Origin of the sequence: Pseudomonas sp., from assembly GCF_051660785.1 — a bacterium.
Classification (GTDB): domain Bacteria; phylum Pseudomonadota; class Gammaproteobacteria; order Pseudomonadales; family Pseudomonadaceae; genus Aquipseudomonas.
Map to the genome: position 1 here is coordinate 1 of NZ_JBOFQE010000053.1, position 24677 is coordinate 24677.

Consider the following 24677-nt stretch of genomic DNA (forward strand, 5'->3'; position numbering starts at 1 on the left):
TGGCGATAGCGGTGTGTCATTGGACGTTTTAGTCGACTGATACACCGCTATCGCCAGCAAGCCGGCTCCTACGAGGGTCGCGCAGCTCCCCTCTTGTCGCAAAACAAGAATAAGGAACCGTCATGTTCGATATCAGCACATTCCCCAAAGCCGATGCCGTCCGCCGGGCTGCAAACCTGAGTCAGGACGACTACCACCGCCTCTACCGCCAATCCATCGAACACCCCAGTGAGTTCTGGGCTGAGCAGGCCACGCGCTTTCTCGACTGGAGCACGCCCTGGGACACCGTCCAGCGCTATAACCTGAAAACCGGCGAGGCCAGCTGGTTTGCCGGTGGCAAGCTGAACGTCAGCTACAACTGCATCGACCGCCATCTGGAAACACGCGGCGATCAGATCGCCATCCTCTGGGAAGGCGACGACCCCGCCGAATCCGCGCAGATCACCTACAAAAAACTCCATCACAACGTCTGCCGCCTGGCCAACGTGCTCAAAAGCCGTGGCGTGAAAAAGGGCGACCGCGTGTGCATCTACATGCCGATGATTCCCGAAGCGGCCTACGCCATGCTGGCCTGCACGCGGATTGGCGCGGTGCATTCGGTGGTATTCGGCGGCTTCTCTCCAGACTCGGTGCGCGACCGGATTCTCGATGCCGACTGCCGCACAGTGATCACCGCCGACGAAGGTGTGCGCGGCGGAAAATTCGTACCGCTGAAACAGAAAGTCGACCAGGCCCTGCAAAGTTGCCCGAACGTCAGCACCGTCATCGTCGTCGAGCGCACTCAGGGCGAAGTGGACTGGGTTGACGGTCGCGACCTCTGGTATCACCAGGCCCTGCGCGACGTCAGCGACGATTGCCCGCCGGAACCCATGGACGCCGAAGACCCGCTGTTCATCCTCTACACATCCGGCAGTACCGGCAAACCCAAAGGCGTGCTGCACACCACCGGCGGCTATCTGCTGCAAGCGGCGATGACCTTCAAGTACGTGCTCGACTACCGCGAGGGCGAAGTCTTCTGGTGCACCGCCGACGTCGGCTGGGTCACCGGCCACAGTTACATCGTCTATGGCCCGCTCGCTAACGGCGCGACCACGCTGATCTTCGAAGGCGTGCCGAGCTACCCGAGCAGTTCGCGTTTCTGGCAGGTGATCGACAAACACCACGTCAACATTTTCTATACGGCACCGACAGCGCTGCGCTCGCTGATGCGTGAGGGGCCGGAGCCGTTGAAGGAAACGTCGCGCGAAAGCCTCAGACTACTCGGCAGCGTCGGTGAGCCGATCAACCCGGAAGCGTGGGATTGGTACTTCAACGCCGTCGGCGAACAGCGTTGCCCGATCGTCGACACCTGGTGGCAGACCGAAACCGGCGGCATCATGCTCAGCCCGCTGGTCAGCGCGCAACGGATCAAACCCGGCTGCGCCACCCAACCGATGTTCGGCGTGCAACCGGTGTTGCTGGACGAAACGGGCAAGGAAATCAAAGGCGCCGGCAGCGGCGTGCTGGCGATCAAATCCAGCTGGCCGGCGCAGATCCGCAGCGTCTATGGCGACCCGCAACGCATGGTCGACACCTACTTCAAGCCCTACCCCGGCTACTACTTCACCGGCGATGGCGCGCGGCGCGACGAGGATGGCGATTACTGGATCACCGGGCGCATCGACGACGTGATCAATGTCTCCGGGCACCGCATTGGTACGGCGGAAGTAGAGAGCGCGCTGGTGTTGCACGACAGCATCGCCGAAGCGGCGGTGGTGGGTTATCCCCACGACCTCAAGGGCCAAGGCATTTATGCGTTCGTCACACCCATGAACGGCACCGAGCCCAATGACGAGCTGAAGAAAGAACTGCTGGCCCACGTCAGCAAGGAAATTGGCAGCTTCGCCAAACCGGACCTGATCCAGTGGGCGCCGGCCTTGCCGAAAACCCGTTCAGGCAAGATCATGCGGCGCATTCTGCGCAAGATCGCCTGCAACGAACTGGACAGCCTGGGGGATACTTCCACCTTGGCCGACCCAAGTGTCGTCCAGGACCTGGTCGACAAACGCCTGAACCAATAAGCCCCGCGCGGCCAGTGATGGCCGCGTTTTATATTCGCCACTGAGTTGCCATGGAATTCATCCGTACCCGCATCGAAAGCCAGCTCATGAGCTTGACCGGTCTGTCCCTGGGTAAACTCGACCTGGAAAACCCCAAGGGCGATCCCGGTCTGTTCGGTCCCGATTCGGTGAGCTGGCAAGTCCATGGTGATTTCAGCAGCATGCTCATCGGCGGCATCAGCGCGCTGATGTTGCAAGCGCTGCATCCTCTGGCCCTGGCCGGGGTTTGGGATCACTCGAATTTTCGCGAGGACATGATCGGCCGATTGCGCCGCACCAGCCAGTTCATTTCCGGGACGACATTCGGTTCGCGCAAGGACGCCGAATGGCTGATCGAGAAGGTTCGCACCATTCATCTGCAAGTGGTCGGCATTGCACCCGATGGCCGACCTTACGCCGCCAGCGATCCCGATTTGCTGACCTGGGTGCACGTAGCGGAAGTCAGCAACTTCCTCGCCGCGCATCTGCGTTACCGTAATCCGCACCTTTCATTGATTGATCAGGACCGTTACTACGGCGAAATCGCTCTGATTGCCGAACGCTTGGGCGCCCGCGATGTACCGCGCAGCCGCAAGGAAATCGCTGATTACCTTGAACGAATTCGCCCGCAATTGCTGTGTGACCAACGCAGTCGCGAGGTGTTGCGACTGCTATTGAACGCGCCCGCCCCCAGCCGCCTGGCCAAACCGTTTGGCGGCATGATGATGCAGGCCGGGATCGATCTGCTGCCTGACTGGGCCAGTGACATGCTCGGCGTCAATCAGAACCCGTTGCAACGCCAACTGATCCGCGCCAGCGTCAAGCGCAGTGCGCCCATGCTGCGCTGGGCCATGCGTAATGGCTCGGTACAGCGGGCCAAGCGGCGGATGGGGTTACTGACCTGACGCTTCGCATCCTGCGCCGAAACAGGCAAGCCCCCTCGCCACAGAGCACCTCGGTCGCCTGACAAGCTGTTAAACTCCCGCGCCAAATTCCCTCCTGCAAGGCGCCCAGCATGTCTTCCTTGAATCAGGCGCTGCGCGCCGCCCTCGATCATCGCCAGGACCTGCTCGCCGAGCTGCATCAGCAAGGCACCGATTGCTATCGCCTGTTCCACGGCAGCCAGGAAGGCGCCGGCGGCCTGACCATCGACCGCTATGGCCCGCAACTGCTGGTGCAAAGCTTCCACCAGTCGTTGGAGCGTGATGCTTTGCTGCAACTGCACGAGACCATCAACCAACACCTGGGCCTCGAAACGCTGCTGGTCTACAACGACCGCTCTCGAGGCAACTCGCGCATCGACCGCGAAGACACCGTCTACCGCGCCGACGAAGCCGCCCTGCAAGACCTGGTCGGCCACGAATGGGGCCTGAACTACCGGGTTCGCGGGCGTCACGCCGGTCAGGACCCGTTGCTGTTCCTCGACCTGCGCAACACCCGCGGCTGGGTCAAGGAACACAGCAAAAACAAAAGCGTACTCAACCTGTTCGCTTACACCTGCGGTGTCGGCCTGAGCGCTGCGGCCGGTGGGGCAAGCGAGGTGTGCAACCTGGATTTCGCCGAGGGCAATCTGGCGGTCGGCCGTGAGAACGGTTTGCTCAATCCGCAGTTGCCTGCGATGGAGTTTATCCAGTCCGATTACTTCCCGGCCATCCGCCAATTGGCGGGCTTGCCGATCAGCCAACGGCGCGGGCAAAAACTGCCGAGTTACATGCGTCTTGAACAGCGTCAGTACGACCTGGTGCTGCTCGATCCACCGGCCTGGGCCAAGAGCGCGTTCGGCACGGTCGACTTGTTGCGCGACTATCAGAGCCTGCTCAAACCGGCGCTGCTGACCACCGCCGATAACGGCGTGCTGATCTGCTGCAACAACCTGGCAAAGGTCAGCATGGACGATTGGCGCGAACAGGTTTTGCGTTGCGCGGAGAAGGCCGGGCGTCCGGTGCGCGAGTGGACCGTGATGAAACCGGGCGGCGATTTCCCGTCGATGGATCAACAGCCGCCGCTGAAAACGTTGATCCTGCAACTCTGAAACCCAGGGAAACTTTCAGATAAATCCTATAACGCAGGGTGACTTCGGAACCGGATTCGCGTGCCATACTCCAACGCACTCCGATTCAGACAGATGAAGCCGCACATGCCCAAAGGATTGATTCGCGCTATTGGCGCATTGTTGACTGCTCTGGCCCTTTACAGCCTGCTGGGGTTTCTGATTTTACCGGGCATCGCGCTGCGGATTGCCAATCAGCAATTGGCCAACTACGCGACGTTGCCCGCGACGATTTCCCGCATCGAACTCAACCCTTTCAGCCTGGAAGTGACCCTCTGGGGCCTGGTTGTCGGCGAGCCGGGCAAGGAACAGGTCGGTTTTGAACGCCTGTACGCCAACTTGCAGATCGACAGCCTGTGGACAAAGGCGCTGCACCTGTCCGATATCGAAATCGACAAACCCAAGACCGAAATCCTCTTTGGCAAGGACGGCAAACTCAATCTGCTGGGCCTGTTCAAGATCCCCGCCAGTGAACCCACCCCGGCCGACCCGGACGCCAAGCCGTTTCCGTTGCGTATCGAGCGGATCAGACTGGCGGGCGGTAATGTGCATTTTCTGGATGCGCGCCCCAGCGAACCCATTGAATTCCTCTACGACAAGCTGGATTTCGAACTCAAGAACCTCAGCACCCTGCCCGAAGACAGTGCCGACATGACGTTGGTGGCCATCGGCCCGGCAGGCGGGCAGATCGACTGGACCGGTAACTTCAGCCTGATCCCGATTGCCTCCGAAGGTAAGCTGAAGATCACCGACGGCAAGATGAAAGCCTTTTGGCCGTATGTGCGCGACGCGTTGCCACTGGTGCTCAAAGACGGCGTCATCAACCTCAGCACCGACTACAAACTCAACTTGTCCAAGGAAACCGAACTGCTGCTGAGCAATGTCGCGGTCAGCATCGCGCCATTCGCCGTCAACGCACCGGACGGTCGTCCACTGGCAAAGCTTGCGCGTCTGGACGTCAGCGAAACCACCGTGGATCTGGCCAAGCAGCAAGTAGTAGTCGGCAAGATCCGCAGCCAGAAACTCGAAACCTGGGCCGCCCTCGAAGCCGATGGGCAACTCGACTGGCAAAAGCTGTTCGCCAGCCAACCGTCCAAGGCAGCAGTGAAAGCTGATGCCGAACCGACCAGCACACCGGCCGCCGCCGACTCACCGAAAGCTGAACCGGTCCCGCCAAGCAAACCTTGGCAGGTGCTGCTCAAAGACGTTCAACTGCGCGATTACCAGGTGCACCTGGCCGACCGTAAAGCGCAACCCGTCGTGGCGCTGGACGTTGGCCCGCTGAACCTCGACTTGCAGAATTTCGACAGCCTCAACGGCTCGCCTTTCAACTTCAAGCTCGATACCGGCGTGGGCAAGCAGGGCAAGCTCATGGCCGACGGCGTGGTCAATCTGGCACCGGTCAGCGCTAAGTTGAACGTGCAGACCAAGGACATCGACCTGCGTGTCGCCCAGTCCTATATCAACCCGTTCATTCGCCTGGAACTGCGCAGCGGCATGCTTGGCAGTGATCTGGCAGTCGATCTGAAAAGCACCGAGCCATTGGCGTTCAGCGTCACCGGCAAAGCACAGGTCGATCAGCTGCACACCCTCGACACCCTCAAGACCCGCGACTTTCTCAAGTGGCAGCAGTTGGTGCTCGAAGGCCTGAACTATCAACACGGCGACAGCCTGACGATCGACAAGGTCAACCTGTTCCAGCCTTACGCGCGTTTCATGATCAACGATGACCGCACCACTAACATTGATGATCTGCTGATCCCGCAACCGGCCGACACGGGAGTTGCCAAGACCGCTGCCGCCAAACCCGCCAGCAAGGAAAAACCGCTGGGCATCCACATTGGCGGCATCGCCATCAATGACGGTTCGGCAAACTTCGCCGACTTCAGCCTGACCCCGAACTTCGCCACGGCCGTGCAACAACTCAACGGACAGATCGGCACCATCGACAGCCGCCAGGCAAAACCGGCCAGTGTCGATATCAAAGGTAAGGTCGACCGCTACGCGCCAGTGACCATCAAGGGTTCGGTCAACCCGTTCGACCCGATGGCCAGCCTCGACATCGCCACCAGTTTCAAACGTGTTGAACTGACCACGCTGACGCCCTACTCCGGCAAATTCGCCGGTTACCGCATCCGCAAGGGCCGGCTCAATCTCGACCTGCATTACATCATCACCAAGGGCCAGTTGAAGGCCGAAAACAAAGTGGTGGTCGAGCAACTGCAACTGGGTGAAAAAGTCGACAGCCCGGACGCGGTCAGCCTGCCGCTGAAACTGGCGATTGCGTTGCTCAAGGACGTCGACGGCAAGATTTCCATTGAGCTGCCAGTGACCGGCGACTTGAACAACCCGCAGTTCAGCGTCATGCCCATTGTGTGGCAGACCCTGCGCAACCTGATCGTCAAGGCCGCTGCAGCGCCGTTCAAGATGATTGGCGGGCTGGTCAGCGGCGGTGGTTCCGAAGATTTGGGCACGGTCTCCTTTGCGCCGGGTTCAAGCGAGCTGAGCAAGGACGCCGAGGGTTCGTTGATCAAGCTGTCCCAGGCGCTCAAGGAACGCCCTGCCCTGCGCCTTGAAATCGAAGGCACGGCGGCCGCCAGCAGCGACGGCCCGCTGATTGCCGAGCAACGGCTTGAACGGGAATATCAGTACAACTACTACAAAATGCTCCAGCGCCGCGGTGACAAGGTTCCGGCCCAGGCTTCATTGCTGCAAGTGCCGGACGGCGAGAAAGGTCCGCTGCTGGAAGGGATCTACCGCACACGCCTGAAGAATCAGCCACCCGCCGAATGGAAGGATCTGGGCAAGGAAGAACGCACCGCAAAAATGCGCGCCGACGTGATCAAATTCTGGAGTACCAGTGACGTGCTGCTGCGCCAGTTGGGTCAGGAACGCGCCAGCAGCATCAAGGATTACCTGGTGGACAAGACCCAGATGGCCGATGACCGCGTCTACTTCATCGACGCCCACCTGGGCGAGGCGGAAAGTGACGGCCGAGTGGTGACGCCGCTGCACCTGGATGCCGAGTAATGATCAGACGATTGCTGATTAGCCTAGGGTTGGCAATGGCGGCCAGTCACGCTACGGCTGCCGATACCCTGCGTTGCGGCAGCCAATTGGTCAGCGTCGGCGACCGCTCCAGCGAAGTGCTGCAGAAGTGCGGCGAACCGGTCAGCCGCGATCTGCTGGGCTACAAGCGCAGCGCCAACCGACGGGAAGAGTTTCAGGTCGAAGAATGGACCTACGGGCCCAATGGCGGGATGTACCAGTATTTGCGGTTTGAAGGTAATCGGCTTAAGCAGATCAACAGCAAACGCGGTAACTGAAACCACGATCCAGAGTGTGCACATTCAACAATGTGGGAGCGAGCCTGCTCGCTCCCACATTGGTTTTTGATACGCCCACAATAGAACAGGCCCCCGACACGAATGTCGGAGGCCTGTAATGACCACATCCTTGTGGCCTTTCGCATGAACTCTCCAGAAGCGGCAGACGTATGACTCAGCCCGTCTGCCGCGCCTTCTCCCGGTCCAGGCGAGAAGTCTTGCCTTACTCGGCTTTCAGGCCGGCAGCGGATACGTCTTTCACGCCTTTGATTTTCTTGGCGATAGCCACTGCGACGTCTTTCTGCGATTCAGTCACGGCAGTGGTGGAAGACAGGGAAACAACACCTTTGTTGGTTTCAACTTTGATGTCGGTGCCAGGGATGCCTTTCTCGGTTACCAGGTCTGCTTTGACTTTGGTGGTGATCCAGGTATCGGAGACATCTGCTTTTGCTTCGGTGACTTCACCGGCAGCCAGGACCATTGGAGCCTGGGTCGCCTGGGTTTGAGCGAATGCAGCGTTGGCCATGGTCAGGGTCAGCGCGGTAGCAGTAGCGGCAGCGATAGCGAACTTCTTCATACGAGTAACTCCTGTTTTTCTAGAAAGTCTGCTGCGTGTCTTCTCAGCAGGGTTACTGGGTATATTGCGAACGCTGTGCCAACTTTGAGACAGTCAATAAATCGTTATAAAACAGTAAGTTATGAAATTGGCCTATTTTCAGAATCATGCAAAATGCATGACTTCGACATTATCTACATGCAAGTTGCGGGTTTTGCCGCAGGCCTAAGGCCATGAATTGTCGGGGTTTTCTGGTTTTTCGAATAATCAGGATGTCGACCCAACAAAAAAGCCCCGCTTTTCAGGCGGGGCTTTCATTTTCAATCGGATTGTCGGGCGTTATGTTGCGGAGCCGGTGCAGCCTTTAGGCAAGAAGTCCTGCTGAGCCGTGCTCGTACATACCCAGCCAGTGGTTGCATCACGGGTCAAGGTGATTGTCTTGGCAAGCACTGGCGCTGGACCGTTCACAATCGTGCAAACGATGGTGCCTGCACCAGAGGATGCAGTACCGGTTACGGTTAATGTGCAGTTAGGGGTAGTCCCGCTTCCCGCCGGTGCCACGTTGGCGAGGGTCGGTGCAGTCCCCTGATTGATCACCTCTTCATAAGGCACCTTCATCGCCGAAATCTCGGCCAGTCCCGCCGTGACCTTGGCCTTCGCTTGATATTTGGAATACATCGGCAATGCAAACGTCGCCAGAATCCCGATGATCGCCACCACGATCAGCAGTTCGATCAGGGTAAAACCTTTTTGAGTATTCATAGACAGGCTCCATGCATGAGTCGAAATCTCATGATCTGAATGAGCTTCAGCACAGCCCGTGCCAAGCGCTGCGGCCCCTGTTGGCGGGGCGCAAAGCCGGAGCCACGACCTTTCCTACCCCCAGGATCCGCACTATCTGACACTATTTGTCACCTGACGGCCGCTGGTTTGGCTCAGCTCCTTGACTAGGCTATAAGTCATGAACTGTCTGCGTCCGGTATCCCCATGAATGACATCGCCCTTAGCGGTCTGGCCAAGCAATTGGTCCTGGCCGAACTGCTCACTGACCAAAGCGCGCAACTGGCGTATCAGCAAGCCCAACGCAGCAAAATCTCTCTGGTCAGTTACCTGGTGCAGAACAAACTGGTGAAGAGCCGGCAGGTCGCCGAGATTGCCTCGGAGCATTTCGGCATGCCGCTGCTCGACCTCTATTGCCTGGACAAGGAGAGCCAACCCAAAGGGCTGGTCAGCGAGAAACTGATTCGCCAGCATCACGCCCTGCCCCTCTGGCGACGCGGCAACAAGCTGTTCGTGGGGGTTTCCGACCCGACCAATCATCAAGCCATCAATGACATCCAGTTCAGCACCGGGCTGAACACCGAAGCCATCCTGGTGGAAGATGACAAGCTCAGCGACGCCATCGAGAAATTCTTCGACAGCCATTCCACCGGCCTGGAAGACATGGCGGATGTTGACCTTGACGGGCTGGACATCGAGTCGGTCGATGACAACAAAAAGGACTCCATCCCGGGCCTGGATGCCGATGATGCGCCGGTGGTGCGCTTCGTCCACAAGATGTTGCTCGATGCGATCAAGAGCGGTTCTTCCGACCTGCATTTCGAGCCCTACGAAAAAACCTACCGGGTGCGGATGCGCACCGACGGCATGCTGCGAGAAGTCGCCAGGCCGCCGAGCCAACTGGCCAACCGCATCGCGGCGCGGCTGAAAGTCATGGCCAGCCTCGACATCTCCGAACGGCGCAAACCCCAGGACGGGCGAATCAAGATGCGCCTGTCCAAGACCAAGTCCATCGATTTCCGGGTCAACACCCTGCCGACCCTGTGGGGCGAGAAAGTGGTGATCCGGATTCTCGATCCGTCCAGCGCGCAAATGGGCATCGACGCCCTCGGCTACGAGCCTGAACAGAAAGCCTTGTACATGGCTGCGCTGAAGCAGCCACAGGGCATGATCCTGGTCACCGGGCCGACGGGCTCGGGCAAGACCGTGTCGCTCTACACCGGGCTGAACATCCTCAACACTGTGGACATCAACATCTCCACCGCCGAGGACCCGGTGGAGATCAATATGGAAGGCATCAATCAGGTCAACGTCAACCCCAGGCAAGGGCTGGATTTCGCCCAGGCGCTGCGCTCGTTTCTGCGTCAGGATCCGGACGTGATCATGGTCGGTGAAATCCGCGATCTCGAAACCGCCGAAATCGCCATCAAGGCTGCCCAGACAGGACACATGGTGCTGTCCACCCTGCACACCAACAGCGCCGCGCAAACCCTGACCCGCTTGCACAACATGGGCATCCAGGGCTTCAACATCGCCACCTCGGTCACCCTGATCATCGCCCAGCGCCTGGCGCGCAAACTGTGCAGCCATTGCAAGAAACCCATCGAGATTCCTCGTGAAGCGTTGCTCAAGGAAGGCTTCCCCCAGGAACGCATCGGCTCGTTCACGATCTATGAGCCGGTCGGTTGCGATCAGTGCAACGGCGGTTACAAAGGGCGAGTGGGGATTTATGAAGTGGTGAAGAACACGCCAGACCTTCAGCGGCTGATTATGGCCGAAGGCAATTCACTGGAAATCGACATCCAGATGCGCAAGGACGGTTTTAATGACTTGCGCACCTCGGGCTTGATCAAGGCGATGCAAGGCGTCACCAGCCTTGAAGAAATCAACCGGGTTACCAAGGACTGATCATGGCGGTCAAAGCAGCAAAAATCAGCGTCTATGCCTGGGAAGGCACGGACCGCAAAGGCTCCAAAATGACTGGCGAGTTGAGCGGTCTCAACCCCGCACTGATCAAGGCTCAGTTGCGCAAGCAGGGGATCAACCCGGGCAAGGTGCGCAGAAAATCCGCCTCGATCTTCAGCTTCGGCAAACGCATCAAGGCTCAGGAAATTGCCCTGTTTACCCGGCAGATGGCGACCATGATGAAAGCCGGCGTGCCATTGTTGCAGTCGTTCGACATCATCGGCGAAGGCTTCGACAACCCGGCCATGCGCAAGCTGGTGGACGAGGTGAAACAGGAAGTCGCGGCAGGTAACAGCTTCGCCGCGTCCTTGCGTAAAAAGCCGCAGTATTTCGATGAGCTGTACTGCAACCTGGTGGATGCGGGTGAGCAGGCCGGCGCTCTGGACACCCTGCTGGAACGGGTGGCGACCTACAAGGAAAAGAGCGAAAGCCTCAAGGCCAAGATCAAGAAAGCCATGACTTACCCGCTGGCAGTGGTGTTCGTGGCGATCATTGTCACCGGGATTCTGCTGGTCAAGGTGGTGCCGCAGTTCGAGTCGGTGTTCAAGGGATTTGGCGCCGAATTGCCGGCCTTCACCGTGATGGTCATCGGCTTGTCGGAGTTCATGCAGGCCTGGTGGTGGATGATGCTTGGCGCGTTGATCGCAGCCGCCTTCGGTGTGCGCCATGCCCTTAAAACATCACAGGGCTTTCGGGACCGGGTGGACACCTGGCTGCTGAAACTGCCGCTGATTGGCACACTGATGTACAAGTCTGCCGTGGCCCGTTACGCCCGTACGCTGTCGACCACGTTCGCCGCGGGCGTGCCGCTGGTCGAGGCTCTGGAATCGGTGGCGGGAGCGACCGGCAACATCGTGTTCAAGCGTGCAGTGCTGCGCATCAAGCAGGACGTGTCGACCGGCATGCAGCTGAATTTCTCCATGCGCACCTCCGGCATCTTTCCCAGCATGGCGATTCAGCTGACGGCCATTGGCGAAGAATCCGGTGCACTGGACGACATGCTCGATAAGGTCGCGAGCTTCTACGAGGACGAAGTGGACAATATGGTCGATAACCTGACCAGCCTGATGGAGCCGTTCATCATGGTGATTCTGGGTGTTATTGTCGGTGGCCTGGTGGTTGCGATGTACCTGCCCATCTTCCAACTCGGCGCAGCGATCTGACATGCCCTTGAACGAAATCCTGACTATCTACCCGCTGCTCTTCGTGTGCGTCGCCTTGGCGGTTGGCTTGCTGATTGGCAGTTTTCTCAACGTGGTGGTCTGGCGCCTGCCGAAAATGCTCCACCGCGAATGGCGGCTGCAAGCCCATGAAGTTTTGGGTGTCCCCCCCGAAGCGCCGGGCCCGACCTACAACCTGATGCTGCCGCATTCACAATGCCCGCATTGCGACCATCGAATCCGCGCCTGGGAAAACATTCCGCTGTTCAGTTATCTGTTTTTACGCGGTCGATGCTCGAACTGCTCGGCGCCGATCAGCAAGCGTTACCCACTGAACGAACTGGCCTGCGGTCTGCTCTCGGCGTTCATTGCCTGGCATTTCGGTTTCGGCTGGCAGGCCTGCATGGTGCTGGTGCTGACCTGGGGTCTGCTGGCGATGAGCCTGATCGACGTCGAGCACCAACTGCTGCCGGATATGCTGGTGCTGCCGCTGCTGTGGCTGGGATTGATCGTCAACAGCTTCGGGCTTTTCGTGACACTGCATGAGGCGCTGTGGGGTGCGGTAGCCGGTTACATGACGCTTTGGTCAGTGTTCTGGCTGTTCAAGCTGCTCACTGACAAGGACGGCATCGGCCACGGCGACTTCAAATTACTGGCGATGCTGGGCGCCTGGGGTGGTTGGCAGATATTGCCGCTGACCCTCCTCCTGTCATCGCTCGTGGGCGCCATCATCGGGGTGATTTTGCTGCGCCTGCGCAACGCGAAAACCTCGACACCGATCCCGTTCGGACCCTTTCTGGCAATTGCCGGCTGGATTGCCTTGCTCTGGGGTGGTCAAATAACCGGCTTCTATTGGCAGTTTGTCGGTTTGAAATGAATACCCCTGTGGAAAAACCCTGGTTTCTCGGCCTCACCGGCGGCATCGGCAGCGGCAAAAGCGCGGCTGCCCAGCACTTCATCGACTTGGGTGTGCACGTCGTGGACGCCGATCATGCGGCGCGCTGGGTGGTGGAACCTGGTCGCCCGGCGCTGGCAACGATCGCTGAACACTTCGGCCCCGGCGTGTTGCAAGCCGACGGACAACTGGATCGTGCGGCGTTGCGCAAGCTGATCTTCGAAGTGCCCGAGGAACGCCGGTGGCTCGAAGCGTTGCTGCATCCGCTGATCGCCAAGGAGATCACCGATCATTTGGCCAAGGCACAATCGCCTTACGCGATTCTGGTTTCGCCATTGCTGATCGAGTCCGGACAGTACGCCATGACCCAACGGGTCCTGGTGATCGATGCCCCGGAACAGTTACAGATCGAACGCACCTTGCAGCGTGACCAGACCAGCGAGCAACAGGTCCAGGCGATCCTCAAGGCGCAATCCAGCCGCCAGGACCGCGTGAGCCACGCCGACGATGTGGTGGTCAACGACCGCGACCTCGCCTGGCTGCACAGCGAGGTCGAACGCCTGCATCACTTTTACCTTACTTTGCGTGGAGGCCAGTCATGAGCCAGACCCCAACCGTCAATTGCCCAACCTGTGGTGCTCCTGTTGAATGGAGTTCCGAGAGCACGTTCCGGCCGTTCTGTTCAGACCGCTGCAAACTGATCGACCTGGGCGCCTGGGCGTCGGAAGAACACAAGATTCCGGTTAGCCCGGATGCTGAAGACGATCTGTTCAGCGAAGACTTCGAGCCGCGTCACTGAGGCTCAGGCCACATGAAGCCGTACGCCTGCCGTCATCATGACTTGGGATCGTCGTCTTTCCAGGGCGCCGACAGGTAGCGCGTACGGTTGAAGGTCTCCAGCCATTCCGGACTGAACACCACCAGTGCGCTGACAATCATGCCGTTGATAAAGGCTTCCGGGAAAATCAGCAGCCACAGATAACCGACAAAATCTTCCAGCCAATACGGCATTTCGAAACGTTCGTTGAACCACAATAGCCACAGCGCCAGCAGCAGACACAGCAAGGCCGACAGCGCCGCTGCGAAGAAGCCGGAAACGAAGATATACACAAAGGGATTACGCGGCTGCGCGCGCTCGACCAGGATGGCACAGCACTCGGTCACCAGCACCGGCAGCAAAATCAGCAACGCTCCGTTGACCCCGACGGCCGCCAGGTCCTGACGCCCGAGGAGCACCAGCCCGCCTTGCGCCACCAACGCACCGACAATCGCCAACGGCCAGTCCAGCAGCAACGTCACGACCGTCATGCCGAGGAAGTGATAAGACACGCCGGTATCGAAATCACGTCGCACCAGCCACAGCGCAAACAGTGCGAACACCGTGCCGAACAGCAAATGCTGACGGCGGCTGTCGGTGAATAGCTCAACCCACGACGTACGCCAGACTGCCCACAGCAGCACAGGCACATAGATCAGCCATCCCGCGGCGAGGGTTTCGGGTGACAGTAACTCGGCGCCGATCATGGCTGGGCACACTCCCTTATCTGGCCAAAAGAGAACAGGCCCTCAGTCTACACCGCCCCTCGCACGCCCTTCGACTTCAAGCCCAGTGCCGTGGAGCGTTCATCGCCGCCTCATGTTCAGGATAGGCTGGGTAATTCGGCCTGGTGAAAGTCCACCCAGTCCGGGCAGTCCGGACCCACATCGTTTGTTTTTCTATTACTGATCTCGCGCACCAGTCTGGTGCAAATAAATAAGTTATTTCCCGCAGAAAAATGGTGACACACTAATTAAGACTGGATATTCTCGGGTCGCGCAGAAAGGAATCTCGTTGCACTAACGTGCGCTCATTGTTATCGGACAAGGATGTGACATACATGTCTTCCCTAATGACTTCGCCTGCCACTCTCTACGAAACCGTCGGTGACGGCGTAGAATCCAGTAACGCCTCATGGAGTTTCGGAGGCACGACCCCGCAACACTTTGACTCCCATGTATCGAAGTCCGTACCTAAATATAAGGACGGGCATGAAATCGTGTTGTCACTCAGCGACTTTTTTGTAAAGAGCGACAGCACCTGTTACGAACTGGGTAGTTCTACGGGCGCCCTGACCCGGCAACTTGCACAGCGTCACTGCGACTCCACAAAGTGGGTGGGCATTGATGTGGAAGACGCCATGACCCGCAAGGCGAATGAGCTGCTCAGTGCATCGCCGCAGCACAATGTCAGCTTCGTTACCGATGACATCCTGACCTTCCCCTACGAAAAAAGCGATCTGATAGTTGCGTACTACACTATTCAGTTCGTGCACCCGCGTGTTCGCCAGGCCTTGTTCGATCGTATTTATGAGTCCTTGAACTGGGGCGGTACTTTTATCATGTTTGAAAAAGTACGTGGCCCGGATGCGCGCTTTCAAGACATCCTCAGCAGTCTGTATGTAGATTACAAACGGGACCAGGGTTATAACGCCGATGAAATCCTGGCGAAGACCAGAAGCCTCAAAGGTGTACTTGAACCTTTTTCCACGGCCGGAAACATGGATATGTTAACGCGCGCCGGATTCAAAGATATAACCAGTGTATTCAAATACATTTGCTTTGAAGGTTTCTTCTGCATCAAGTGACCGGGATGTCATCGTGAGTACAACTATAGAACAACAGTATTTGCAACTTTTGCAAATGCCGGGCACGTATTGCGCGCAAAAAATGAACTGTGAACTGTGCAATTCCCAGGCACATTGGGTATTACTGGAAAGTGTCCAGGGGCCTGGTGACCAGGCCGTGGCGTTGCCTGTACTCGGCTGTCAGGAATGCGGGCATATTTTCCAGCAATACCGCTTCGACGAAGCCTTTTACAGTGCTTACTACGACAAGTTCTACCGCCTGAGTCTGTTCGGCAATACGGAGCCGGAGCGCGCGTTCTTTCTGGATCAGGTCCGCCGCGGTGAGCACCTGTGCCGGTACTTGCACGATGTGCTGCCCGCCAAAGGCAAATTGCTTGACGTCGGTTGTTCCGCCGGCGGCTTGATGATTCCCTTCGCCAAACGGGGCTGGACTGTCAGAGGCAATGACCCCGACCGCGCCTATGTGGAATACGGCAAAAACATTGGCCTGGCTATCGATCTGGTGGGCGCCGAGCATATGAGCCCCACGGGTGATTACAACCTGATCATCATCAATGGTTCGCTGGAACACGTTCATGACGTTAACCAAGTCATGCAACTTTGCCGGCAGGCCAGTGCCCAGGACGGGTTACTGCTGATTGAAGGTCGTGCGCTGGGTTATGGCATCGAGCAAGGGTTTCTGACCCATAACCATCGCCGTTACTTGAGTGCCAGCAGTATCGAATACTTGATGTGCCTGCATGGTTGGGAACCGATCCGGACCACCCATGAACCCGTGTGCGGGCCGACTCGACCGGGTGCGGTGTTCGTACTGGGACGTGCCTGTGCCCAGCCTGCCACTGAACACCTCGACCGTATCAAGGCCCAGGGTCGCAAGGCACTTGAGGAGTCTTACATGCCCAGCCTGCAAGCCTTGCGAGCCCGCGCATGAGTGCCACTGCCTGCATCCTCGACAAGTCGAGCACCCTGGGCCATCCCTGCTTCAGGGATGACCTGGTCGTGACCTCGCCGCCGGCCGATTCGGTGACGGGGCGCTACCACCTCTACGACCCTCGTAATGATATTGGCTTTGAACTGGGCAGGGCCGAGTACTCACTCGCGTTGCTTTTCGATGGCCAGCGAAGCCAGCAAGACATCGCCGACGCCGCCCTTGCTCAACATCGAATCAAGGTCAGCCCTGAGAAGCTTGCGCAGTTCGAGCGCAAGTTGCTTAACCTGAAGTTGTTGAGCAGCGAGCGAACCGCTCATAAAAAGGATCTGCGCGATCCCGCCACGGGCATCACTTACGGCCCGCTAAAAGAGCATCTGCTGATTAATCTGGTGAAAACCGATCCGCAGCCCCTGCTCGATCATATTTACCGGTGGGCGCCTTGGTGCTGCCGCGCGGTTTTCATTTTGCCGCTGCTGGCATTGGCCCTGGCGAGCTTCGTGTACTTGGGCGCGCACTTTGCAACGTTCCTGGCCGATGCCAGCGAAACCTATATCCACAGTTACCGCTGGTTGCTCTGGCACTTCCCGGTCATTTTGACGTCCATCGCCCTTCACGAACTGGGGCATGCGATGGCCTGTCGTCACTATGGGGTCAAGGTCAACGATTTCGGAATCGGCATCTACGTGTTGCTGGCCACCGGCTGGGTACGCCCGGTACAGCGACAATGGTCGCAGCTGCCACTGAACCAGCGGGTGATCACCATTCTGGCAGGTCCTTTGGTCAGCCTTCTGTATGCCGGCGCAGGCATTGCGCTGTGGGCGATGTTCCGTGACACCCAAGGCGTTTTACCGGCCCTATTTGTGGTGATGATCGTGGCTTCGTTCATTTCCCTCGTACCGACCCTGCTGCCCATCTTCAATGGCGACACGTACCTGGCGATTACCGAAGTACTCGGGCAACCGCGCTTGCGCCAGCGTGCTTTCAACCATGTGAAGCGCCATTGGCGGACCGCGCCGCTGGAAACGGTTTCTCCAGCATTGCGCAGGCTCTACTGGGGCACATTCCTGTTGACCTGCCTGGGCTGGGTCATCGCCTGGTGCTTCACCGCAGCCACTTTGCTTCGCCTTTTCAACCACCCATAAGGACAGTGTCATGACTCAATCTACAGTGACCCCGGCTATCGCCAACACGGATGAACACACCACCGAACCCGCTACCAGCGTCGCACCGCAAGGCCTCAACGACACGGCGTTCGAAGAGTTCGACCTCGACGATATCGAAATCATCGAAAGCAAAGTTTTCGCCTGATCGCTTCGCGCTTCCTCGGCATTACGTCGAGGGAGCCGTCACCTTCCTCTGACTGGGCAACCACATGGCTCACTTCGTCAAGCCCGAACCGATTGGTGTGGGTATCCAGTACAACCCCGAAATTCTCGACTGGTTTCCATTTGAGGACATCGAAGTCGATGTGCTGGAAATCCTTCTCGACAACATCATGGCGCCCATGGACGGCCCGCAGATTATCCGGCCCGCCGCCCGGGAAATGATCAATCGGCTGGCTGAGAAGTTCACCTTGCTGGCGCATTCCAATTACGGCTGCGACTTTGGCTTCAGTCCTCTTGAAGACACCGCCGCCGTGCAACGCCATGTGCCCTTGGCCAAGATGCTGAACAGCCCATGGGTCGCCAACCATTGTTTTTATGGCGACAACTCCTGGCTGGACATCTGGAGCAGCCCGCTGCAGTTTTCCAATGCCGAGGTACTCCGTTGCGCCGAACGCGCGAAGACGTTGCAGGCCCGTTACGGGATGCCGCTGGCCCATGAAAACGCCGCCTATTACCTGCAATGTCCGGGCGCGGAAATGCGTGAAGCCGAGTTTCTGGCCCGGCTCGTGCAGCAGTCCGGCACCTTTTTGCACCTGGATTTGCACAACATCTACACCAATCACCTGAACCTGAAAAATTTCGACTTGCGCGACTACCTCGACACCTTGCCATTGGACAAGGTGATCTCGGTGCATCTGGCGGGGGGCAGCTGGCACGAAGGGCTTTACCACGACTGGCATGACTCCTGTGTGCCCGAACCTGTCTGGGATCTATACGAGGAGCTGATGTCTCGCACCCGGCCTTGCGCGATCATCCTGGAATACCAGGGGCAGGCCCACCATGCGCTGACCCGCGTGATGGACGCCAACGACGAACACATGATCGTCACCGATGTGCGCCGCGCACAGAAAATCTGGAATCACTACACCCAACCGGTAAAGGAACTGACGCATGGATGCTGAGCAGGTCTGGAAGCTGTGGCGACGCCTGCTACGCGATGAAACATTGCAGCAGCAGTTGTACGACGCTCAGGGCGCGACTCAATGGCTGGAACATTTTCCCGATGACGAACGGGCGATTTTGCAGGTCTATGCCAGTCAGTTCGAGAGGGTGAAATGGTTCGTCGAGAACTATCAGTTCCGCCTGGTCAATTCGTTTATCAATGCGCTGGAAACCGGTGCACCGTTGACGTTGCGCGCATTGCTCAATATCGGGCTGGATCTGCCAGCGCTGTCCAAGGCATTTCTGCGGCAACAAAACTGGATGGATTACGGGCCAAGGGTTTATGGCTACTGCGATGCGGCGCTGGGTTTTCTGCTCGAGCGCGAGGAACTCGCTGATTACCCGCAGATCCTTGACCTGATGGGCCTTGAACGCGAATGCGTGCGCCTCTACACCGGGCTGGTGGAAACCAGCGCTGTGGTGCCGGGACATTATCAGCGTACCGACGGTGCACGCATTTACCAGAGTCGCTATGCGCTGTCGCAATGGTTGCGTGATAAAAGCCTGCTGGGGCGTAGCCGCCCGGAGGAAGCCAGCCAACACATCCTGGTGTATTTACCCACCCCTGAGGCCCGTCATAAATTCACGCTCATAAGCCCGCGCGCCGCGCACCTCTATCGATGCCTGGAGCAACCGCAGTCTCTCGGCACCTTGATGCAGATCCTGAGTTCCTCCGTCCCCGCGCAACCCAGCGGTGAAGACCTGGCATTGCTCGGTAAACTGCAGCAACTCAACGCAATCAGGATCCCGGCCTAGAACATGGAAAGCTCACAGTACTTCTGGCTGCGCTCGACCGGATTCCCCATTCATCACTTGACGGATCTGGGCCGCTTCGCCGACCTGCCATCGTGCCGCGTCTTTGAACAAGACTTCCGCGCATTGCAGGCGTTGAAGGCCACGCTGCTTGAAGAAGCCAACTCGCACTCGCCCCAGGCCTGTCGCAAGCTCATCCGCAAACTCAACGAGCATCAAGCCCTGCAACTGTCTGACCTGCCGCAAGTACTGCGCGAACCACTGGCCGAACCTTTGCAGCACTGGAACGGTCTATTGGAACGGACTGCGGCGCGTGAAGAGGCAGCCCGGGAGTATGACGCCTATCTGGAAAGCGCCCGCCAACGGCTGATCGACTTCCTTGACGACGACGCGGTGGCCGAGGCCTTGTTCATATCCAACCCGTCGGCGATGACCCGCATCCGTGAGCTGGTCCGGGATCGGCACGGCAGAAACGATACCCGCAAAAAACAGAAGCTGCGTCTGGGCTGGAGTTACGCGCAACGTTTTTGCGCCAAGAACGATACCTCAAGTTTTTTCGGACCTTTGGCCTGGGGCCGATTCGATGCCCGCCAGACTGACAATGTGCGTCTGACCCAAGGTGACACGGCGTGGATCAAGGAGCGCCACACCTTCTTCGAGAATTGGGTGGTGCAGCGCCTGGTCGAACAGATCAACCGTCAATGCCCCGACACCGACCGGATGCCGTTGCAGCTTAATACCGGTTGTTATCTGCAAGAACAGCTCCTGTTCATGCCGATTGGTAAAAGCCAGCGCCTCACCCCGCAAACCGCCCAGGTACTGCACTACATCAACGATCAACAGGGTCGAGAACCCACTTTTGCGGGATTATCGAGCGCCTATCCGGACGTCGCGACCAGCACTCTGCGCGACCTGCTGGAACACTTGGTGAGCAAACGGATCGTGCGCCGGGGCTGGCAAGTATCAACTCGCGAGCGCAACCCGATCGTGCGGCTGCAGCACTGCCTGACCAACGCGGAAGTCTGCACTGATTTCGGCCTGGCCTGGCAATCGCGCCTTGAAGCATTGGAAGGCTTGCGCCGTGACTATGCCCACGGCGACCTGATGCGCCGTACCGAATGCCTGGAGGGCATGAACCACTTGCTTGATGAGGCTGGGGTCGACCTCAGCCGGGAAACCGGCGCCATGTATGTCGGCCGTTACCCGGTGTACGAGGATTGTTCGAGAAACATGGAAATCAGCCTGGGCCAGGCCATGCTCAGTCAGGTCAATGAAGAACTGGCACCGCTGATGCGCATCAATCAGTGGCTGATCAAAGCCATCGCGCATCAACTCAATGAGGCGCTCATCGAAGTCTGGGAGCAGCGCCAGACTGCCAGCCCCGACCAGCCGGTTGATTTTCTCGACCTGCTCAACACCCTCGCGCCGCTGTTGCCGACACTTGAAGCGCGCATCATCGTCGACCTCGACCAGCGCCTGGAAACAGCCTGGACGCGATTGCTGCAGGACTTCCCGGACCACCCCGAGGTGCAACTTTGTGCAGCGGACATCGAGCGCCTGATCTCCTTGCTGAACACCGGTCTGGACGTCGCCGGCTTTGAGGTGTTCGGCAGCGACTATCACTCTCCGGATATCCTGCTCTCCAGCGCGTCGGTCGAAGCCTTCAATCGCGGCGACTACGAAATCATCGTGGGTGAAGTGCATCCGGCAGTCCATACGCTGAGCCAACCCGTCGCCGCGCCATTCGGACCGTTCAACGCTCAGATAAACCAGCAGGTAGAGGCGATATTCCAACGCCCTCGTCTGGTTCTGGCTGACTCGCCCGACAGCTATCAACGCTCCCACATCGACTGGCCATTGCAGCCCTCTTATTTGCAATTGGTGCTGCCGTCCGGCGGCGGCTGTGTCGCGACGCACCAGCAGTTTGCCGCCGGCAGGGCGAAAGTGCTGCGGGTGAACGGTCGCCTGCAAGTGGTCGATGCCCTGGGTCAGTTCAGCGAAGACTTGCTGTGCGTGTATTCCACGCCCATGCATCGGCTGGGCTTCGCGCTGGCCGGCAGCGCCGTGGCCAAACACGAGCACCGACGTATCTGGTTGGGCCGCACCCTCTACAAGCGCGCTTCCTGGCAATTTTCCAGCGATCGCCTGCCAGAGCCGAAGGGATCAATCGACGAGCTTGAGCACACCCTGCAATGGCGTGCCTGGGCCACCACTCACGGTTTGCCGCGTTATGCCTTCGTCAAGATCGATACCGAACCCAAACCGCTGTTCCTCGACTTCGATAACCCGTTGTCCTTCGACGGCATCACCAATGCGCTGAAGAACGCAGGCCACGTAAAGTTCTCGGAAATGCGACCGCGTCCCGATGAACTCTGGCTTGAAGAAGCACGGGGGCGTTTCTGCTGTGAAATACGCACAACCTTTTCCACAGGCGAGGCTCCGACATGAGCAATGAGAATGCAGGCTCGTGCGCCAAGGCCGATCAGGAAATCAAGCACACTTTTCTGTACCTGTTCCTGACCATATTCATCCCCTTTGGCCTCGGCCATTTCGTGTCGTACCTGTTTCGCACGGTCAACGCCTTGATCTATGTGGACCTGGAACGGGACCTGAATCTGCCTGCCAGCAGCCTCGGCCTCCTGACCGGCGTGTACTTTCTGACCTTTGCGGCGGCGCAGATTCCGCTCGGCGTCATGCTCGACCGCTACGGTCCGCGCAGCGTGCAGGCACCCATGCTGCTGTTCGCTGTATTGGGCTCGCTGATTTTCAGCTTCTCCCATACCGAACTGGGTCTGATCATCGGTCGCGGCCTGATCGGCCTGGGTGTTGCCGGCTCCCTGATGAGTGCGATCAAGGCCTGCGCCATCTGGCTGCCGGTCGAACGCCTGCCCTTGAGTACCGCGTGCCTGTTATCGGTAGGCGGCCTGGGTGCCATGGCGTCCACCACGCCGTTGCATGAACTGCTCAAGTGGATCTCATGGCGTGAAGCATTCCTGATCCTGGCGCTACTGACTCTGTTCGTCTGCGTGGTCATTCATCTCAGTGTGCCGCGCACCTACAAACCCAAGCCGACCACTCTCGCCGAAATGTCCAGGGCCGTGGGTACGCTTTACTCCTCGTGGGTATTCTGGCGACTGGCGTTGTACTCGGTATTCGCCCATGCGATCTATATGTCGGTGCTGTCGCTGTGGATGGGACCGTGGCTACGCGATGTCGCACAGTTGAGCGAATCCAGCATGGCCAATACCCTGCTCTGGGGCACTGTCGCGATGGTTGCAGGCTCACTGGCCTTCGGCTCGATCACCGACTACCTGCGGCGCTTTGGCGTGCAGCCGATCATGGTGTGCGGTGCCGGGGTTTCGATCTTCATCGTATTTCAATCGCTGATGATCAGCGGGCTACCCGTATCGCCGTTGCTGATTGCCATGGGTTTCAGCTTCTTCGGTACCTCCACGACCATGAACTACGCGATCGTGGCGCAGTCGGTATCGCCTGAACTGGCCGGGCGGGTCAGCTCATCGTTCAATCTGGTGGTGTTCGTACTGGCGTTCGTCCTGCAATGGTTGATGGGCGAAATTCTGAATCTGTGGCCGGCAACCGGACAAGGGCACCCGGTGGAGGCGTATCAGTGGTCGCTGGGAGTGATGATTGCATTGCAGGTTCCGGGGGTTTTGCTGTGGTTGAGTTTTAAACCCTGGGAACTGAAAACAGAGAGGGCGCGTTAAAACCAGGACTGTCAGGTCGTTTTCGCTCTCTGCCTTTCTTAAGATCACATTTGAACGCTAAGCTTGGGCGTATGGATGACTCAGATTATTTACGCCTGCTGACCATCGCGGCCGAGCAAGCCAACGCGTTCCTGTCCAATGCCCGCAAATGGGAGCGTGAGCGTTGGGTCTGTCAGCGCCTGCTGCAAGGCCTGAACATTCCCTATCGCGCCGACGAGTTCGCCCCCGCCGGAGAGCCGCCGGACGTGCTGTTTCGTGACGCCAGTTTTGAGGTGTTCTTCGTCCTCGACGAAGGCCGGCGCCTCAATGACGAATGGCGCGATGAACTGCAACGCCGGCGCAGCGCGTTTTCCCTGAGCCAGCTGGTGCGTCGCGAGGCCAAGCCCCGACGCATCCCGGCCAATGAGTTTCTGCTGAGACTGGCGCCGACCTTGCGTAAAAAAGCGCATAACTACAAGGAACGCGGCATGGACCTGGGGGAACTGGACATCATTGCCTTTGCCAGCCTCAAGCGTGAAGTGCTCGACCTCAACAGCCATTTCCCGCCACCCACCGAATACCTGCGTCAGGGCTGGCGCTCGCTGTCGCTGGTTGGCCCGACCTTCGCCCGCGTGCTGTTCGCCCACCCGGACGCCCCGGATTTCCTGCGCAATAACCTGGGTCGCAGCATCGTCTTCGACGTCGGGATCAGCCTGTGAGCCCATTGCAGGAACTGATCGCCGAAGTGCCACAAATCGGCCGCGTGCGCTGGATCGGCGTGCGCCCGGAACCTCACGCGCCGATGATCGAACTGGACGCCGTCGAGGCGCGCCTTGAAGCCGGCCTGACTGGCGATCGAGCCCGCCCGGGTATACGTAACGCGCGCCAAGTGACGTTGATTCAGTGGGAGCATCTGGCGGTGATCAGTTCACTGATGGGCCGTGCGGACGATAAACCGGTATTGCCTGATGATTTGCGGCGCAACCTGGTTATCAGCGGTATCAACCTGTTCAGCCTCAAGGGTCGTCGCTTCCGTATCGGCCAGGCCATATTCGAAACCACCGGCTGGTGCCAGCCGTGTGCACGTCTGCAGAACAACCTCGGCCCCGGGACGTTTCAGGCCGTTCGCGGACATGGCGGAATCACCGCCCGGGTGTTACAAGGTGGAATCATTCGCCTGGACGATACGGTGAGCGTCGAGCCTGTTCCAGCCAGCGGCTATGCTCCGTTCAACGTTCGTTGAATCAGCCTGTAGCTTCTACACATTCAGCAACGTCTACCTGACGAGGCCCAATATGACCAGCCGCCTGAACCCAGACGACCAGAAGCATGTCGAAGAGTACCTGCACCTGTCCCAGCACCGAGTCGAGCGCCGGCCTTTCCGGCCGTGGATGCTCCTGGTGGTGGTGTTGGCAGTGACCATTGGTTTAGGCCTGTTGAGCCGATTTATCAGTTACCTGACGCTATGAGCTGCATCGCGCTCGCTCGGTTGACTGCACCGATTTCTTTTAGCCTTGCGAGATATCCC

Annotated in this window: 24 protein-coding genes; 21 read left to right on the forward strand and 3 right to left on the reverse strand. The window is 58.6% G+C overall.

Going from position 1 to position 24677, the window contains the following annotated elements; translation table 11 throughout:
• Positions 1–122 precede the first annotated feature (122 nt).
• The 5 genes from acs to ACRC4F_RS12435 all read left to right on the forward strand — a co-directional run bounded on the left by acs (position 123) and on the right by ACRC4F_RS12435 (position 7454).
• Positions 123–2060: an acetate--CoA ligase gene (gene acs, locus ACRC4F_RS12415; RefSeq protein WP_438659563.1), complete on the forward strand. Its 1938-nt coding sequence runs from the start codon at positions 123–125 to the stop codon at positions 2058–2060.
• A gap of 50 nt (positions 2061–2110) precedes the next feature.
• Positions 2111–2983, forward strand: coding sequence for an oxygenase MpaB family protein (locus ACRC4F_RS12420; RefSeq protein WP_438659564.1), 873 nt, complete (start codon positions 2111–2113; stop codon positions 2981–2983).
• 110 nt (positions 2984–3093) lie between these two features.
• A complete protein-coding gene (locus ACRC4F_RS12425) occupies positions 3094–4110 on the forward strand; it encodes a class I SAM-dependent rRNA methyltransferase (protein ID WP_438659565.1) in 1017 nt (338 codons plus the stop codon).
• Between the two features lie 93 nt (positions 4111–4203).
• Positions 4204–7158, forward strand: a complete 2955-nt coding sequence (locus tag ACRC4F_RS12430) for a DUF748 domain-containing protein (protein WP_438659566.1) — start codon at positions 4204–4206, stop codon at positions 7156–7158.
• Complete coding sequence (locus ACRC4F_RS12435) at positions 7158–7454, forward strand: DUF2845 domain-containing protein (RefSeq protein ID WP_438659567.1); 297 nt, start codon at positions 7158–7160, stop codon at positions 7452–7454. The genes ACRC4F_RS12430 and ACRC4F_RS12435 overlap by 1 nt, the downstream gene beginning before the upstream one ends.
• A gap of 223 nt (positions 7455–7677) precedes the next feature.
• Here ACRC4F_RS12435 and ACRC4F_RS12440 read toward each other — a convergent pair whose 3' ends face one another.
• Together ACRC4F_RS12440 and ACRC4F_RS12445 are read right to left on the reverse strand one after the other, a co-directional pair.
• The gene (locus ACRC4F_RS12440) at positions 7678–8031 is read right to left on the reverse strand and encodes a BON domain-containing protein (RefSeq protein ID WP_438659568.1); all 354 of its coding nucleotides are present in this window, start codon (positions 8029–8031) and stop codon (positions 7678–7680) included.
• Positions 8032–8349: 318 nt separating this feature from the next.
• On the reverse strand, positions 8350–8772 hold the full coding sequence (locus ACRC4F_RS12445) for a pilin (protein ID WP_438659569.1): 423 nt from the start codon (positions 8770–8772) through the stop codon (positions 8350–8352).
• A gap of 225 nt (positions 8773–8997) precedes the next feature.
• Between ACRC4F_RS12445 and pilB the strand changes: the two genes are divergently transcribed.
• The 5 genes from pilB to yacG are packed head-to-tail and all read left to right on the forward strand — an operon-like array spanning position 8998 to position 13609.
• Complete coding sequence (gene pilB / locus ACRC4F_RS12450) at positions 8998–10698, forward strand: type IV-A pilus assembly ATPase PilB (RefSeq protein ID WP_438659570.1); 1701 nt, start codon at positions 8998–9000, stop codon at positions 10696–10698.
• 2 nt (positions 10699–10700) lie between these two features.
• Complete coding sequence (locus ACRC4F_RS12455; RefSeq protein WP_438659571.1) at positions 10701–11918, forward strand: type II secretion system F family protein; 1218 nt, start codon at positions 10701–10703, stop codon at positions 11916–11918.
• 1 nt (position 11919) lies between these two features.
• Positions 11920–12792, forward strand: coding sequence for a prepilin peptidase (locus ACRC4F_RS12460; protein ID WP_438659572.1), 873 nt, complete (start codon positions 11920–11922; stop codon positions 12790–12792).
• Positions 12789–13412 carry a dephospho-CoA kinase gene (gene coaE / locus ACRC4F_RS12465; protein ID WP_438659573.1) on the forward strand — a complete coding sequence of 208 codons (624 nt, stop codon included), beginning with the start codon at positions 12789–12791 and terminating at the stop codon, positions 13410–13412. The genes ACRC4F_RS12460 and coaE overlap by 4 nt, the downstream gene beginning before the upstream one ends.
• The gene (gene yacG / locus ACRC4F_RS12470; RefSeq protein WP_438659574.1) at positions 13409–13609 is read left to right on the forward strand and encodes a DNA gyrase inhibitor YacG; all 201 of its coding nucleotides are present in this window, start codon (positions 13409–13411) and stop codon (positions 13607–13609) included. Before coaE ends, yacG begins: the two co-directional genes overlap by 4 nt.
• A 35-nt stretch (positions 13610–13644) precedes the next feature.
• Here yacG and ACRC4F_RS12475 read toward each other — a convergent pair whose 3' ends face one another.
• Positions 13645–14334, reverse strand: a complete 690-nt coding sequence (locus tag ACRC4F_RS12475; RefSeq protein WP_438659575.1) for an energy-coupling factor ABC transporter permease — start codon at positions 14332–14334, stop codon at positions 13645–13647.
• A gap of 353 nt (positions 14335–14687) precedes the next feature.
• On the opposite strand from ACRC4F_RS12475, the gene ACRC4F_RS12480 reads away from it, so the two are divergent.
• From ACRC4F_RS12480 to ACRC4F_RS12530, 11 genes are all read left to right on the forward strand, one after another.
• A complete protein-coding gene (locus ACRC4F_RS12480; protein WP_438659576.1) occupies positions 14688–15434 on the forward strand; it encodes a methyltransferase domain-containing protein in 747 nt (248 codons plus the stop codon).
• Between the two features lie 13 nt (positions 15435–15447).
• A complete protein-coding gene (locus ACRC4F_RS12485; protein WP_438659577.1) occupies positions 15448–16365 on the forward strand; it encodes a class I SAM-dependent methyltransferase in 918 nt (305 codons plus the stop codon).
• Positions 16362–17507 (forward strand): M50 family metallopeptidase, encoded by a 1146-nt coding sequence (locus ACRC4F_RS12490; RefSeq protein WP_438659578.1) that lies wholly within the window; start codon positions 16362–16364, stop codon positions 17505–17507. The genes ACRC4F_RS12485 and ACRC4F_RS12490 overlap by 4 nt, the downstream gene beginning before the upstream one ends.
• A 10-nt stretch (positions 17508–17517) precedes the next feature.
• Complete coding sequence (gene tglA, locus ACRC4F_RS12495) at positions 17518–17673, forward strand: 3-thiaglutamate biosynthesis pearlin carrier peptide TglA (protein WP_438659579.1); 156 nt, start codon at positions 17518–17520, stop codon at positions 17671–17673.
• 64 nt (positions 17674–17737) lie between these two features.
• Complete coding sequence (locus tag ACRC4F_RS12500) at positions 17738–18652, forward strand: DUF692 domain-containing protein (protein WP_438659580.1); 915 nt, start codon at positions 17738–17740, stop codon at positions 18650–18652.
• Positions 18642–19448 (forward strand): hypothetical protein, encoded by an 807-nt coding sequence (locus tag ACRC4F_RS12505; RefSeq protein WP_438659581.1) that lies wholly within the window; start codon positions 18642–18644, stop codon positions 19446–19448. The genes ACRC4F_RS12500 and ACRC4F_RS12505 overlap by 11 nt, the downstream gene beginning before the upstream one ends.
• A 3-nt stretch (positions 19449–19451) precedes the next feature.
• Entirely contained in the window at positions 19452–21893 is a 2442-nt protein-coding gene (locus ACRC4F_RS12510; RefSeq protein WP_438659582.1) for a lantibiotic dehydratase, read from the forward strand.
• Entirely contained in the window at positions 21890–23170 is a 1281-nt protein-coding gene (locus ACRC4F_RS12515) for an MFS transporter (RefSeq protein ID WP_438659583.1), read from the forward strand. The genes ACRC4F_RS12510 and ACRC4F_RS12515 overlap by 4 nt, the downstream gene beginning before the upstream one ends.
• A gap of 71 nt (positions 23171–23241) precedes the next feature.
• Entirely contained in the window at positions 23242–23868 is a 627-nt protein-coding gene (locus tag ACRC4F_RS12520; protein ID WP_109634930.1) for a DUF1780 domain-containing protein, read from the forward strand.
• A complete protein-coding gene (locus ACRC4F_RS12525; protein ID WP_438659584.1) occupies positions 23865–24392 on the forward strand; it encodes an MOSC domain-containing protein in 528 nt (175 codons plus the stop codon). The genes ACRC4F_RS12520 and ACRC4F_RS12525 overlap by 4 nt, the downstream gene beginning before the upstream one ends.
• 52 nt (positions 24393–24444) lie before the next feature.
• On the forward strand, positions 24445–24618 hold the full coding sequence (locus ACRC4F_RS12530) for a DUF3094 domain-containing protein (protein ID WP_008028730.1): 174 nt from the start codon (positions 24445–24447) through the stop codon (positions 24616–24618).
• Positions 24619–24677: the final 59 nt, after the last annotated feature.